Here is a 13,952-nt window from a genome sequence, read left to right on the forward strand (position 1 = left end):
TGAGTGTCGGCTACGCCCCGTCGAGCGTCGCGCCACAGTGGCCACAGTCGTCGCTGTCGACCGGGTTCGGGGCGCCGCAGTGCTCGCAGTTGCGCCGCTCTGCCTGCGTCTCGTCGTCGAAGACCCCGCTGTATCCCGCGAGAGCAAGCGTCGTGACGACGATGCCGCCCGCCACCAGCCAGCCGATGGGGCCGAGGAACAGCAGTCCGACGGCGGCGACGGCGGCGAGACCGAGGAGGGTCCAGACGACGACGCTGTCAGGGTCGACCATGGGTAGGGGTTCCCGTGCAACGATACATTCTGTTCCCGCGCGCTCCGTCACTGTTCGACGCGCTCTGCCTCGAGCCGGTAGCGGACCGTCGGCCGACCGTCGAACTGCGGCCCCGACCCGGTGTCGGCGAAGCCGACGGCTTCGACGGCCGCCTCGACGGCTTCGGACCCGTCGGGCACGAGCAGTTCGACGGCCATCCCCTCGCGCCCGGCGAAGGCGATGGGCTCCTCGAGCAGCCGCTCACACACGTCGCTCGACCCGGCCAGTTGTGTCACGTGGACGGTCCCGCGACCGGCGTCGTAACTGACGAATCCGAGGACAGTGGCCTCGTCCGCGTCGTCCGCGGCGGCCGTCGCCACGCGTACGGTCCGGTCGTGGACCAGGTTCCGCATCACGTCCGGCGGGCTGTCGGCGAGTTCGGCGAGACGCCCCGCGTCGGCCTCGACGGCGTCACGAATCTCCATACACGCACTCCGGGTTCCATCCAGATAAACGGTGTGTCGGTCGCTACCACTCCGGAAACCGGGGCAGATGAACACAGTTAACCGGAACGACAGCGAACGCGCTGCCAATGACTCACACTCACATCGTGCGGGTGGTCGTATGCGGGTAGTCGCGAAGTTCGGCGGGACGAGTCTCGGGAGCGGTGACCGGATCAACCGGGCCGCAGACTCCATCGCTGCCGCGGTAGAACAGGGCCACGAGGTGGCTGTCGTCGCCTCGGCGATGGGTAACACCACGGACGAGCTGCTCGACGAAATCGAGTACGAAGCCGACGACGCCGACCGCGCCGAGATCGTCTCGATGGGCGAGCGGACCTCCGTCCGGATGCTCAAGGGAGCGCTCTCGGCCCGCGGCATCGACGCCGTCTTCCTCGAACCGGGCAGCGACGAGTGGCCCATCATCACCGACGAGTACGGCGAGGTCGACGTCGAGGAGACCAGGAAGCGCGCCCACGCGCTGGCCGGGCAGCTGAAGGACGTCGTCCCGGTCATCACGGGCTTTCTGGCACAGGACCACGAGGGCAACGTCACGACGCTGGGCCGCGGCGGCTCCGACACCTCCGCGGTCATGATGGGCAACTACATGGACGCCGACGAGGTCGTCATCGTCACCGACGTCGAGGGCGTCATGACCGGCGACCCGCGGGTCGTCGAGGGCGCCCGCAACGTCGGCGAGATCACCGTCGACGAGCTGCGGTCGCTGTCGTTCCGCGGCGCCGAAGTCGTCGCCCCGTCGGCGCTGGCCTACAAGGACGCCGACCTCGCGGTCCGGGTCGCGCACTACCAGCACGGCGACCTACTGACCGGTGGCACCTCCATCGAGGGCGAGTTCCAGAGCCTCATCGACCTGCAGGAGAACCCGGTGGCCTGTCTCACCGTCGCCGGCCGCGCCATCCGCAACAGTCCGGGCATCCTCGGGGAGCTGTCCTCCGCCATCGGCGACGCGGGCATCAACATCGAGGCCAACTCCTCGGGGATGGACTCGCTTACCTTCTACGTCGACGAGGAGGACGCCCAGGAGGTCGAGGCGCTGCTCCACGACCGCATCGTCGACGACGAGACGCTCTCCTCGGTGACCGTCCAGGACGACATCGGCGTCATCCGGGTCACTGCCGGCGACCCGAGCAAGCCGAACCTGGCGTTCCGGGTCATCGACCCCATCTCCGACGCCCACATCCACATCTACGACGTCCTGACTTCGGCGACCTCCGTCTCCGTGTTCATCCCGTGGGACGACCGCGAGCAGGCACTCAGCCTGATTCAAGACGTCTTCTAACGGTCGTCCGGTTCGTAGACCTGAATCCAGCCGTCGTTCCCTACGTTCACGAGAAACTCCGCGTAGGTAAACTGGACACTGCCGTTGGTTCGGGGACTGTCTCCGCCTGCCGACTCCCCGAAGAACGCGTTCTCGAGACACGCCGCGTCGACACACTCGTAGAGCGGCGGTGACCGAACTTCGGTCGGTGAGACGCCCTTGGCTTCCGCGATGGTGTAGACGATCTCCGTCGAGAGTTCGAACTCGCCGTCGTAGTGACGCTGGGCCGCCTGCGTCCACTGGCTCTCCCTGTCGTCGAGGTGCTTCCCCCCTGTACTGTGCCTATCTTCCTGACTCATCATCCATCTCACTCCGTGCGTGAGTTTCTAGCGTCCCGTTGAGGGACGCCCCGATTCCTTCGAGGGCAGAAATGATCTGCTGGGTGTTCGCCGCCGTCGAGAGCGTCTCCGTCTCGGGGTCGTAGGAGACGACCTCGCGTTCGACAAGGTTGGGAACGTGGGTGTGATACAGCGAGACGTAGACGGCCGTCCGCTGGTCGTCGCCGACCTCGTGTTCGGGGACGTCGGCCTCCCAGGCGGCGATCTTCGTCGCCAGGTCGGTCAGCGACCACTCGGTCTGCTCTAAGAGTGTGTAACACAGGTATCGCCGTCGTGGATGGCCGAGCGCGTCGTGGACGTGGTCCAGCTTCAGGACCGCGTTCGAGATGGCATCCGGGTTCGAGACCGTCGGCTTCGACCCGATTCCTGGTGTCGCGTCCCCACTGAAAGTGTTCCCCATGGAGACTTCCTCGCTGGAACCAAGCAAAACAGTTCCGCTAATATCACCTGTTTTGACACCTCTACCTTCTGATTAGCCCAATTCAAGCACCGACAACGAGCCAGGAAGGTTCCAGTCGCACTCAGTTACGAACCACGCTGTCCTCGCGGGCGTCGGGCGTCGACGGCCCGGCCAGCGGTGACGTGCCCCGCCGCGCGCCGGGTCTAGCGCCCCCCTGACAGTCGCGAGCCGATTTCGCGAGGGAGGCCTGCGTCCGCGACGGCCTCGGCGACGGCGTCGACGTCGTACTCGACGCGCCGGTCCTCGACGGTCATCGAATCGAGGTTCACCACCGCGTAGGCCGCCCGGGGGTCGCCGTCGCGGGGCTGGCCGACGCTCCCGGGGTTCATCACGATGCCCGCGTCGTAGACCTCGTGGTGCTGGTGGTGGGTGTGCCCCATCACGAGGACGTTCTCCTCGCCCAGCAGGTCGGGGCCGAACTCGCTGGGGTAGGTGTAGTGGTCCGGGTCCGCCGGGTGCCCGTGGACGAGTTTCACCCGGTCGTCACAGACGCGGCGCTCGTCGGGGAGCCCGTCGAGCCAGGCCAGCTGCTCGTCGTCGAGTTGCTCGCGGGCGTGCTTGACGCCGGCAGCGGCCATGCTGTTGAACGCGAACGGCGTCTCGCTGGCCACCGCCCGGTCGTGGTTGCCCATCACCGTCGGTACCGGCGACTCGGGCCACGGCACGTCGTCGAGGAGGCCCCCAGACTCGCCGCGCATCGCGTCGACGCAGTCGGCGTGCCAGGGGTTGTAGCCGACGACGTCACCGGCACAGACGAGGCGGTCGACCGAGGGCATGTCTTCGAGCACGGCTTCGAGCGCCACGCGATTCCCGTGGATGTCCGAGAGCACGCCGACCTTCATGCCCCGATGCTAGCCACTCGAACGTCTTGAGTGTCGGTGCTCGACGGCCTCTCACTCGCCGTTGTAGACGCTGACGTCGAACGCGCCGGCCGTCCCGCTGACCCCGGCGGCACAGACGGCGTGTTCGAACTCGTGGTCGTACACCTCGCGGGCCGCCGCCTCGGCGTCCGTCGCGTCGAGGTCGAACGCCGTCGGGCTGTCTTCCTCGTAGGTGGCGACCAGCGTCGGCTCGGTGACCTCCTCGACGAGCAGCGCGTCGCGGCGGACGGTGCCGACGACCGCACCCGGCCCCTCGGCGTTCGTCGTCGGGTCCGACTCGTCCAGCCCGACGATACCGGCGATGCGCGGCGTGTCGTAGTCGTCCTTCTCGAAGTCAAGCGCCAGCAGCGGTTCGGCCAGCGCGTCGCGGGCGGGATAGCCCAGTTCGAGTTTCTCGGCGATGGGGTCGACGTGCGACCCGTTTCCGACCACGGCGCCGCGCTCGGTCACGCGGACGCCGTTGTAGGAGATGTAGGGGTTGTCGGTCGCCGGGGCGTCCGGCGTGGGCTCGACGGTGACGGTGCCGTCGCGGTCGACGGCCTGACGGTTCGGGAACGAGCGCGAGGAGACGCGGTACGCGCCAACCTCGGGAGCGACGACGACGAAGCGTCCGACGTACATACGCGAAGTCTGGCGCCCAGCGTGGCAAAGCGGTGTCGATGTCCGACCGGCCGATACGCCGTCTGCTGGCGAATGACACGCCCGGTTCAATCGCGCAACGCTTACAAGGGACCACGGGATAGAGACGGATGCAGCAGTCCCATGGGGTAGTGGCCAATCCTGAAGCCTTCTGGGGGCTTCGACGAAGGTTCGAATCCTTCTGGGACTATGTTCTCGCGAACAATCTCGTGAGCGAGAGATATCGCGACGAGGTTCGAACCCCGGAAGACGAGTGAAACGAGTCTTCAGTCGGTTCGAATCCTTCTGGGACTATGTTCTCGCGAGCAAACTGGCGAGCACCGCATGGAATATGCTCGCGCCCTGCAAATCCGCCGACACTACTTTTTGCAATCCCACAGAACGCGCCCACGTGAGCTCCGATTCAATCGTACGGCGGTCCCCGGACGAGGACGAATCGCTGAGCACAGCCATCGTCTCGGCGCTCTCGGAGGCCAAGGGTAGAGACCTCTCCCGCGACGACTGCGCCTCTACGACACCATCGACCCGGACGGCCTCACAGCATCTTCCGCCAGGACAGCGAGGGCGACAGCATAAAGGTGGAGTTCGCGACCCACGGCGCCATCGTCGTGCTCTGGGGCAACGGCCAGGTCACTGTCGAGGTACAGGACCTCGAGTCAGAGTCGAACGCCACCTGAGCCCGACCTACTGATAGCGGCCCCGTCCCTCGATGTCCTCGAGGCTCCGGAACACGTCGTCGGCGTGGTCACTGGCCTCGCGGTAGGCGGCTTCGGCGGCCGCGAGCAGCGGCTCGGCGTCGTCGGCCGTCCCCGCCAGCGACTGCGAGAGGACGTGGAGGTCCATCGCGTGGTCCTCGGCCTCCTGGGTGTAGTACCCCAGGCCGAAGTCGATGAGGAAGATCCGTCGGTCGGCGTCGCTCGCTTCGCGGACCGCGTTCGCTCCCCGCTCGGAACTCCGGGGCTTATCTCTCGGCGCGACCCGCACGTTCCGCGTCGTCGGGTCGCCGTGGACGAAGCCGGCGTCGTGGATGCGCGCGAGGTGGCGGCCCACGTCGCGGACGCGGTCGACGGTCAGCGCCTCCCGAAGGTCGCAGTCGCCGACGCGCTGGAAGACGATGCGGGCCTCCTGCGGGTCGACGTCCCGGACCAGCGGCGTCGGGACACCGTGGCGCCGCGCGTCGGCCGTGAGCCGGACCTCCTGCCGGGTGCGCTCGATACGCAGCCGCTCGTCGAGTTGTGGATGGCGGTAGGTCCGCGGGACACGGTCCTTGACGACCGAATCTCCCTCGAAGGTAACAGTCGCTTCCGCGCCCTGTACCGCGGTGTCACCCTCGGCCGCGCCGCGGTGTCCAGCACCGACGGTCTCGTCATCGCGCCACGTGACCGCCACTTCGTCGGGCCGGAAGTCCGAGTCGATGCCCGAGTCCTCGATAGCGAGCGTGTCGCCGGCGGTGTACATCTTCGCGCCGAGCATGGCTATCATGCCGGCGTTGTCGCGGAGGAAGCGGTCCTCTGGCGCGTAGAACTCTGCACCGCGCTGCTCGCACATCTCTCGGAGCATCCCCTGGAGGCGTTCGTTCTGGCCGACGCCGCCGCCCAGGACGAGTTCGTCGGCGTCGGTCAGCGACAGCGCGCGTTCGGATACCTCGGTGAGCATCGCGAAGATGGTCTCCTCCAGGCCGCGACAGACGTCGTCGACCGGAACACCGTCGGACGCACGTCGTTCGTCCGACGAGCCTCCGCTCGCATTGCTCGCGGAGGCCCCGCCGTCGACGGCCTGCTTGGCCGCGCTCATGATGCCCGAGAAGGAGAAGTCCATCCCCTTGACGACGTAGGGCAGCGGGTGGAAATCGCCGTCCTTCGCGTGCTGTTCGACCTTCGGCCCGCCGGGATGGGACCAGTCGAGGTGGCGGGTGAACTTGTCGATGGCGTTGCCGACGCCGGTGTCCATCGTCTCGCCGAGCACGCGGTAGCGGCCGTTTCGGTAGCCCAGCAGGTGGGCGTTGGCCCCCGACGCGTTCAGGCAGACCGGCGACGAGAAACCGGACTGATGGCGGCCGACCTCGAGGTGGGCGACCATGTGGTTGACGCCCACCAGCGGGACGTCGAAGCGTTGTGCGACGGCTCGGGCGGCGGTTCCCACGATGCGCAGGCAGGGGCCGAGGCCGGGGCCGCGGGCGAAGGCGACGGCGTCAATCGGCGACGCCGATTGGTTCGACGGGGGACCCTCGTCGGCGTCGATAGGGGCACCCCCGTCCTCACTGGTCGTCCGAGCCCGCTCGCGGGCGTGGTCGAGGACCGTCTCGACGACCTGCGGAATCGCCTCGCCCATGTGCTCGGCGGCCTCGCGCGGGTGGATGCCGCCGCTCTCGGGCTGGTAGGCGTCGGTCTCGATGAAGACGTGGTCGGCGTCGCTCGCGCTCGTCGGGTCGTCGGTCGCAAAGAGCGCAGCACTGGCTGCCCAGGCGGTACCCTCGATACCGAGAACGCGCATGTCGGGCCTTACTTCCAGTTGGTGTAGCCGCACTTCCCGCAGGTCTGGCGGTCCTCGTGTTCCGCCAGCAGCGTGTCACCACACCGGGGGCAGGTCTCGCGCGTGAGTTCGCCGTCCTCGTAGTACTCGTTGCGGGCCATCTTATGCCTCCTCGGCCTCTTCGTCGACCTCGCCGTCGGCGACGATCTTGTTGCGCTCGAGCATGTGGTCCTGCTCGACGTCACGGGCGTCCTCCGGGCTGTCGTAGACCTTCGCGTAGCCGATGGTCTTGCGCATGCCGAACTTCGTGTCCAGTTTGTGAACGACGACCTCCTCGGCGTCCTTGTTCAGCTTCGCCGCGAGCGAGTCGCGCACGGAGAGCCGCGAGGGCGTGGCTTCGTCGTGGACGACCTCGAAACGGACGTCCGTCCTGTGCAACATCGGATTGTCGTCTTCCTCGATGATGTCGATGTCCATGGTTCGTTGCCTCTATTTCCCGCCGAAGCGCCTAAAAGGATTTCGAAGCCGTGGGGCCGCGAGACCGGTGTTTCGGCGGCTGTCTCTGGGTCGCTCTCGTCGTCGGTACGGCGCTCCCGTCGGGCAGCTGGCCCTACTGTCTCTCGCCCAGCTGCGCGAGGAGGTGTGCGAGATGGACCCGCTCGTTGGCCGCGTCCACCAGCGCCATGTCGGTCTGGCCGGCCAGGCGGTGGACCTCGGCCAGCCGCCGCCCGGAGTAGCGCGACCGGGCGACGGACAGCAGGTCCTCCAAGATGTCTGACGCGCCGTACCCCTCGTCGACCAGCAGGTCGTCCAGCGTCGAGCGAGCGTCGGTGAACCGGCCGTCTTCGGCGGCCTCGACCATCGCCTCGACCTGCCCGTCGGCCTCGAGTGCGTGCAGCGTCTCGTAGGCGGTGTCCATCGTCAGCTCGCCCTCTTCCTCGGCGGTAGTCTGGGCCGCCAGGATAGCGGTCCGGAGGTCGCCCTCGGCGTAGCCGGCGACGTACTCGAGGCCGTCGTCGTCGTGGGCGACGCCCTCGGCGGTGACGACGTCCCGGAGGACCGCGACGGTCTCCTCGTGGTTCGGTGCGCGCATGACGACCGGGAAACAGCGCGAGCGGATCGGGGGGATGAGGGCGGAGGGCTGGCGCGTCGCGATGACGAACTGGGTGGCCTCGTAATATTGCTCCATCACGCGACGCAGCGCCTGCTGGAAGTCCTCGCGGATGCTCTCGGCGTTGTCCAGGAGGATGGTCTTGTAGGTCCCCGAGACGGGGGCGTAACTGGCCGACTCCTTCAGGACGTGGTTGATGAGGTCGGCCTTCGAGGACTCGCGGCGGCGCTTGCTGTCGATGAACGACGAGAACCGCGGGTCGTTCGCGACCTCCTTCTTGGTCATGTCGAAGACGTCGGCGACGTTGAGCTCGGTGAAGTCGGCGTCGGAGTTCGCGTGGACCTCCCGGGCGTAGGCGCGGACGGCGGCTGTCTTGCCCGCCCCTTTCGGCCCGTGGACCAGCAGGTTCATCGGCTCCTCGATGGCTCCCTGCAAGTGGTCGCGGGCCTCGGGCTGGGGGATGTCCGCCAGTTTCGGGGCGTGGATTTCGGTCCACAGCGGCGCGTCCATTGGTCAACCGCGGGTAGGGCACCACCCGACAAGTAATCGGCGGTCCTGGCGCGGGTCACAGCAGGGCCTGCAAGCCGCCGCCGTCTGCTAGCCCGGCGACCCTGTCGGCTCCTTCCTCCGGCGTCACCGTCGGCCGTTCGGCGGCGGCGAGCGGCAGCGACAGCTCGACCTGTGCACCCCCGAGGGCGCTCTCGCCCACCTCGATGTCGCCGCCGTACTGTTCGAGTATCGACGCCGTCAGGAACAGCCCGAGGCCGTCACCGTCGCTCTCCAGACCGCGCTCGTTGGCTTCGAGCACCCGCTCGCGGGCCCCCTCCGGAATCCCGCCCCCGTCGTCGGCGACCCGGACGTGGGCCGCGCCGTCGGCGACCGTCGCCTCGACGACGACCGTCGGCCGGGCCCCGTGGTTGTGTTCGACGGCGTTCTCGAGGACGTTGTACACCGCCCGCTCCAGCAGGTCGTCGGCCCGGACCGAACAGTCGGGAAGCGACCTGACGGTGACCGACGCGTCGGGGAACGCGCGGTCGACGGCGTCGGCCTGTGCGGTCACGACTGTCGACAGCCCGACGGCCTCGAGGTCGGTGTCTGCGGTCATCGCCTCGGTGATGTCGGCGATCTTCTCGACTGTCTCGGCCAGCTGGTCGCTCTTGTCGACGACGGTCGTCGCCCACCGTTCCTGGTCGCTGTTGCCCCGTGCGGCGAGCAGTTCGCCCCGGCCGCGGACGACCGTCAGGCCGTTGAGCAACTGGTGGCGCAGCGTCCGGTTCAGCAGGTCGTTGGCCTCGCGCTGTCGCTCGAGGAACTCCCGTCTCACCTCCGCTTCGGTGGCTCGCTGGGTCGACTCACGGGCCGTGACGCTGTAGACGCCGACCATGAGGCCAAAGAGGCCCCCGGCGATTATCTCGGTCAGCAACCTGACGCCGACCGGCACCGAGGGCTGGCCGGTGGCGCGAAGGACGACGGGCCACAGGCCGAGCCCGGCCATGACGATCAGTCCGACGGTGAACCAACGGACGACTGTCTCGGTGTCGTCGAACGACTCGGCCCGACGCAGGCGGAGCCCCTGCCAGATTGCGACGCTCGCGAAGACCGTCGGCAACGCGATATCTAGCAGTGCGAACGTCGGACCCTGGACCTGTACCCAGACGACCACTGTGAGCACCCCGATCGCCATCAGACTCACCGTCGGGACCCACCATTCGAGTATCTGGTCCCACCGGCGGTCCATCCCCACCTCGGATGACATCCTGTAGTAAGTACCAAACTACTTGAATAAATACCTTACTCCGAGGTCGGTGGGTCAGTTCTCGAACAGTTCCCTGAACACCTTCTGCTGGGCCGCCCGGAGGTGCTGGTGGTAGGTCGGTCGGGAGATGTCCATCGCCGAGGCCAGCTCGTCGCCGTCGACCTCCCGTGGCCAGGCGAAAAAGCCCCCGAGGTAGGCCGTCCGGAGCGCCGTCTCCTGGCGGTCGGTGAACTGCTCGGCCAGCGAGGCCCGGAACTCCTGCTGGGTCCGGACCGGCCGCTCGTGCTCGTGGTAGCTCGCCAGGTCGACGCCGTCGTAGTCGTTCTCGACGATGCTGAACACCTCGCGGGCGTCGGCCTGGTAGGGCAGTTCGACGGTGTAGCGGGCGACACCGTTCTCGCCGCCGGCGGCCCTCGGGACGGCCCCGTGGTCGACGAGCCTGGCCAGCAGCGACCCGGTGACCGTGACGTCGAACAGCGTATCGCCCTCGTGTTCGGCCACCCGCCGGACCTTCGCGACGGACTCGTCGCCCTCGAGCGCCTCGAGGACTGTGTCGGAGTCGGCGCCTTCCGCGGTCAGATACAGGCGCAGCGAGCCGTCGTCGTTGATGACGGTCCCCTCTGAGGTGAGCGTCGCGCCGGTGCTCGCCGAGAGGCGACTCAGGAGCAGGCGCCGGTCGTCGACGGTGAACTCCAGCTCGACGACCTTGTTCGCCGAGAGGATCTTCCCGCTCTCGATGGCGTTGATGGCGTTGGCGACGGCCCGCCCCAGCGCCTCGAGGACGACCTGCTCCCGGTCGTCGAACGCGTCGACCTGGTCCGCACAGACGAAGAGCACCCCGTACGTCGAGTCGGTGTACGACAGCGGGATGGCCATCACCGACTCGACGCCGGCCGCGTGCGCGTCCCGGACCCAGTCGGTCTCGCTTCCCTCGAGGTCGGTGTGTATCTCCGGCTCGTGGTCGGCCAGCGCCTGCGCGCCCACCGTCCCCTCCTCGAGGTCGACGGTGACGTTCGCTATATCGACGTCGACGTCGCCGGCCCAGCTGGTGACCTCCAGGCGCTCGTCGCGGACGTCCGGTCGACCGACCCACGCGAAGACGTAGGGGTCGGTCGCGACGACCTCCTCGCAGACGCCCGATTCGACGGCCTCCCGGGTCGTCACCTCGACCAGCACCTCGACGGTGTTCTCGATGAGGCCGTTTATCCGCTCGAGGATGGTGGCGATGCGCTCGCGGGTCTCGCGGACCTCCTGTTCCCGTTTCGCGCGGTTGCAGGCCGCCGCGGCGTTGGTCACGAGCAGGCTCGCCACCTGCCGGTCGAGGTCGTCGAACGCGTCGGGGTCCGTCGAGAGGACGCTCAGCGTCCCGTGGACGCCGATGGGGAAGAACATCCCCGACCGGATGCGCTCGTCCCCGCCCAGGTCGAGCCCGTCCTCGTCGGCGAAAAAGACCGGCTCGCCGCTCGCGAACACCTCGCCGGGGTACCCTTCGTCGAGGCTGTAGACCGGCCGCTCGCCCAGCCGTTCGGTGGTCGCTTCGGTCGTTGCGGCCGGCCGCAGGACCTGCGCTTCGGCGTCGTACAGGCGGACGACGTTCAGGTCGAGCCCCAGCGTGCGCTGGGCCGCCCCCGAGACGATGCTAGCGACCTCCTCCCGGGTCGGTGCCTGCATCAACGCTCGCGAGGTCTCCTGGAGCCCCGACAGCATCTCCTCGCGGCGCTTGCGCTCCGAGATATCCCGGATGACCCCGGCGGTCCCGCGGAACTCGCCGCGCTCGCCGTACAGCACCGTCATGTGGTCCTCGCAGGCGATCCGCTCGCCGTTCTTGTGGTGGATGTCCAGTTCGAAGGTCGTCCCGACGTCGTCGCGCCCGTCGCCTGACAGCAGCTCACGGAGTCGGTCCTCGGCCAGCTCGACCGTCGCCCGGTCCTTGATGATGCGCGTGTGCTCGCCGAGCAGTTCCGCCTCGGTGTAGCCGGTCAGCTCGGTCATCGCGCTGTTGACGAAGACGAACTGTCCCTCGTCGTCGAGCGCGTAGACGCCGTCGTCGAGCGCCTCGATGACCTCGACATGTCGGTCGAACGCCGCCGGGTCGTTCTCCGGTGTCTCGAGCGTCCGCTCGATGCGGTCGGCCAGGACGGCGTACTGCTCGCTGGGGCCGCGCTGGACGTACTCGAGGCCCCTGTCGCGCAGCACCCGCCGGACGATACTCGCGTCGTCGTGCCCGAAGATAATCACCGGCAGTGACGCGCGCTCCGACCGCAGGTCGGCCACGAACGGCGGTGGCTCGACCTGCGTGCTCACCACGCAGGCGACGTCGTCGAGGCCCGCTGCCGGCGCGTCGGCCCCCGCGGTCCGCACGTCGAACCCCTCACCGACCCGTTCGAGTGCCGCTGCCGCCTGCGAGACCTGCGCCTCGTCGTCACCGCATACCAACACGCACGGTCCGCTACCCATGCCTTACTGGTTAGCAACCAGTATATATGAAGGTAGGGGTCGGTCGCTCTTCAGCAGTGGCCGCTCACGAACACGTCGCTCATCTCCGGGTGACATCTCGAACAGAGCCACTCCGTGGTTCGGTAGGTCATCGTCTCGGCCGGCCGGCGGTGTTTCCAGACGTGCAGTACGTCGATTTCGCAGTGGTCACATTCTGCCATCTGTACTCCATGTCTATCTCACAATACGCAATAAAACACTAGTATTATTCAATTTAAGGAGTAAAAACTAGTAATTCTATAACTCTGGCAGAGGCCTCTTTCCAGTCGTTCGATTCGCCCCGTCCGGCAACACCGGCGCTCCAGGCGACGCTATCCGGACGCGTACCCCTCGGAATTCGGGAGTGACCGTTGCCTAGCTATGGCTGTGGATGTTCGTACTCCCACACTCGGGGCACTGCGTGAGCAGTCCGAACGGCGGTGCAGTGACCCTGTTCCACGTCTCGCCGGCCGGCGCCTCGAACCCGCACTCGAGACACGTTAGCTGTGAGACCTCTTTCGTGTCGAGCATCACGTTCGACGCTACTCCGTCCACCGAGAAAGTTGTTTGCGTATTTACACTCTTGTGACCGTGAGGCGGGGCTTTGAGGGTCAGGGAACGGCCGACGATAGCGCACTCTCCACGAGATGTTCGCAGCAAAATGCGCCGGCCGGGAATTGAACCCGGGCTATTGGCTTGGGAAGCCAATGTCCTACCACTGGACCACCGGCGCCCGTCGCACTCGCGTCGCGCACCCGAGAATCCACGTCGGTCGCACTTCAACGTAGCGCTTCCGTGCGCGCTTTCCGACTCGCCGGGGGCGTAGAGAGTGGACGTGCGTTCGAAAATGTCGCCAGGATGAGTGGGTATTAGTTCGCACCGGCCTAGGTGCCGGTATGGCAGAAGCCGATTCGGTCGTCCGGGCCGACAGACCACTGGACCTGACGTTCTCCGAGGCCGAGCTCGAGGCGCACCGCGAGCACATCACCGAGTTCATCCGCGGGCAGCTCGACGCGGCGGGCGTCGAGCGTGCGGTCATGGGTCTCTCGGGCGGTATCGACAGCACGCTGGTCTCCCACCTGGCGGTCGAGGCGCTCGGCGCCGACGCCGTTCACGGCCTCGTCATGCCCAGCGAGGTCAACCGCGCGGAGAACATGAGCGACGCCGAACGGGTGGCCGAGGAACTGCTCGGCATCGAGTACGACGTCGTCGAGATCAACCCCCTTGTCGACGCGTTCCTCGACGCCTACCCCGACGCTGCGGGTGACCAGCTGGCCGTCGGCAACCTGCGGGTGCGCTGTCGGGCGGTCCTGAACTACCTCGTCGCCAACCACGAGGACGCGCTGGTGCTGGGGACCGGCAACCGCAGCGAGGCGCTGGTGGGCTACTACACGAAGTACGGCGACGGCGCCGTCGACTGCCATCCCATCGCCGGCCTGTACAAACAGCAGGTCCGGCAACTCGCGCGCCACGTCGGGGTCCCCGACGACCTCGCGGCAAAGACGGCCAGCGCCGAGATGTGGGCCGGCCAGACCGACGCCGACGAGATGGGGATGGACTACGACACGCTCGACGCGATTCTCGCACTCCACGTCGACGGCGGCGTCCCGAAGGCAGCGACGGCCGAGCACATCGGCGTCGACGCGTCGCTCGTCGAGCAGGTCGTCGGGATGTACGAGTCGAGCGCGCACAAACGCGCGATGCCGCCGGGGCCCGAACCGCTGTACTGAC

16 protein-coding genes and 2 tRNA genes are annotated in these 13,952 nt (G+C 67.5%); 3 read left to right on the plus strand and 15 right to left on the minus strand.

Translation table 11 applies throughout. The annotated features are described in order from the left end of the window. Positions 1 to 10: 10 nt before the first annotated feature. Positions 11 to 271 carry a zinc ribbon domain-containing protein gene (locus P1L41_RS03810; RefSeq protein WP_276297545.1) on the minus strand — a complete coding sequence of 87 codons (261 nt, stop codon included), beginning with the start codon at positions 269 to 271 and terminating at the stop codon, positions 11 to 13. Between the two features lie 47 nt (positions 272 to 318). Next, positions 319 to 735, minus strand: coding sequence for a hypothetical protein (locus tag P1L41_RS03815; RefSeq protein ID WP_276297546.1), 417 nt, complete (start codon positions 733 to 735; stop codon positions 319 to 321). A 139-nt stretch (positions 736 to 874) separates the two neighbouring features. On the opposite strand from P1L41_RS03815, the gene P1L41_RS03820 reads away from it, so the two are divergent. Further along, entirely contained in the window at positions 875 to 2,050 is a 1,176-nt protein-coding gene (locus tag P1L41_RS03820) for an aspartate kinase (RefSeq protein WP_276297547.1), read from the plus strand. On the opposite strand, the gene P1L41_RS03825 is transcribed toward P1L41_RS03820, so the two are convergent. The 4 genes from P1L41_RS03825 to P1L41_RS03840 form a co-directional block, all read right to left on the minus strand. Then, entirely contained in the window at positions 2,047 to 2,388 is a 342-nt protein-coding gene (locus P1L41_RS03825; protein ID WP_276297548.1) for a HalOD1 output domain-containing protein, read from the minus strand. The two genes, P1L41_RS03820 and P1L41_RS03825, sit on opposite strands and share 4 nt — an antisense overlap. Continuing rightward, complete coding sequence (locus P1L41_RS03830) at positions 2,372 to 2,827, minus strand: DUF7344 domain-containing protein (RefSeq protein ID WP_276297549.1); 456 nt, start codon at positions 2,825 to 2,827, stop codon at positions 2,372 to 2,374. Before P1L41_RS03830 ends, P1L41_RS03825 begins: the two co-directional genes overlap by 17 nt. A gap of 203 nt (positions 2,828 to 3,030) precedes the next feature. Continuing rightward, entirely contained in the window at positions 3,031 to 3,729 is a 699-nt protein-coding gene (locus tag P1L41_RS03835) for a metallophosphoesterase family protein (RefSeq protein WP_276297550.1), read from the minus strand. A 51-nt stretch (positions 3,730 to 3,780) separates the two neighbouring features. Continuing rightward, positions 3,781 to 4,389: an IMP cyclohydrolase gene (locus P1L41_RS03840; RefSeq protein WP_276297551.1), complete on the minus strand. Its 609-nt coding sequence runs from the start codon at positions 4,387 to 4,389 to the stop codon at positions 3,781 to 3,783. 135 nt (positions 4,390 to 4,524) lie between these two features. Between P1L41_RS03840 and P1L41_RS03845 the strand changes: the two genes are divergently transcribed. Next, positions 4,525 to 4,597 (plus strand) — tRNA-Gln (locus P1L41_RS03845). Positions 4,598 to 5,091: 494 nt separating this feature from the next. Here P1L41_RS03845 and P1L41_RS03850 read toward each other — a convergent pair. From P1L41_RS03850 to P1L41_RS03890, 9 genes are all read right to left on the minus strand, one after another. After that, positions 5,092 to 6,900, minus strand: a complete 1,809-nt coding sequence (locus P1L41_RS03850; protein WP_276297552.1) for a bifunctional N(6)-L-threonylcarbamoyladenine synthase/serine/threonine protein kinase — start codon at positions 6,898 to 6,900, stop codon at positions 5,092 to 5,094. 8 nt (positions 6,901 to 6,908) lie between these two features. After that, positions 6,909 to 7,040: a 30S ribosomal protein S27ae gene (locus P1L41_RS03855; protein WP_276297553.1), complete on the minus strand. Its 132-nt coding sequence runs from the start codon at positions 7,038 to 7,040 to the stop codon at positions 6,909 to 6,911. 1 nt (position 7,041) lies between these two features. Next, on the minus strand, positions 7,042 to 7,356 hold the full coding sequence (locus tag P1L41_RS03860; RefSeq protein WP_276297554.1) for a 30S ribosomal protein S24e: 315 nt from the start codon (positions 7,354 to 7,356) through the stop codon (positions 7,042 to 7,044). A 133-nt stretch (positions 7,357 to 7,489) separates the two neighbouring features. Continuing rightward, entirely contained in the window at positions 7,490 to 8,500 is a 1,011-nt protein-coding gene (locus P1L41_RS03865; RefSeq protein ID WP_276297555.1) for an AAA family ATPase, read from the minus strand. A gap of 55 nt (positions 8,501 to 8,555) precedes the next feature. After that, the gene (locus P1L41_RS03870) at positions 8,556 to 9,746 is read right to left on the minus strand and encodes a sensor histidine kinase (RefSeq protein WP_276297556.1); all 1,191 of its coding nucleotides are present in this window, start codon (positions 9,744 to 9,746) and stop codon (positions 8,556 to 8,558) included. Positions 9,747 to 9,800: 54 nt separating this feature from the next. After that, on the minus strand, positions 9,801 to 12,203 hold the full coding sequence (locus P1L41_RS03875; protein ID WP_276297557.1) for a bacterio-opsin activator domain-containing protein: 2,403 nt from the start codon (positions 12,201 to 12,203) through the stop codon (positions 9,801 to 9,803). Positions 12,204 to 12,253: 50 nt separating this feature from the next. Beyond that, positions 12,254 to 12,403 carry a hypothetical protein gene (locus P1L41_RS03880; protein WP_276297558.1) on the minus strand — a complete coding sequence of 50 codons (150 nt, stop codon included), beginning with the start codon at positions 12,401 to 12,403 and terminating at the stop codon, positions 12,254 to 12,256. 193 nt (positions 12,404 to 12,596) lie between these two features. Then, on the minus strand, positions 12,597 to 12,752 hold the full coding sequence (locus P1L41_RS03885) for a hypothetical protein (RefSeq protein WP_276297559.1): 156 nt from the start codon (positions 12,750 to 12,752) through the stop codon (positions 12,597 to 12,599). A gap of 131 nt (positions 12,753 to 12,883) precedes the next feature. Then, a tRNA-Gly gene (locus tag P1L41_RS03890) sits at positions 12,884 to 12,954 on the minus strand. Between the two features lie 163 nt (positions 12,955 to 13,117). On the opposite strand from P1L41_RS03890, the gene P1L41_RS03895 reads away from it, so the two are divergent. Continuing rightward, positions 13,118 to 13,951 carry an NAD+ synthase gene (locus P1L41_RS03895; RefSeq protein ID WP_276297560.1) on the plus strand — a complete coding sequence of 278 codons (834 nt, stop codon included), beginning with the start codon at positions 13,118 to 13,120 and terminating at the stop codon, positions 13,949 to 13,951. The last annotated feature ends 1 nt before the right edge of the window (position 13,952 follow it).

It is taken from the genome of Haloarcula ordinaria, assembly GCF_029338275.1.
Taxonomy (GTDB): Archaea; Halobacteriota; Halobacteria; order Halobacteriales; family Haloarculaceae; genus Haloarcula; species Haloarcula ordinaria.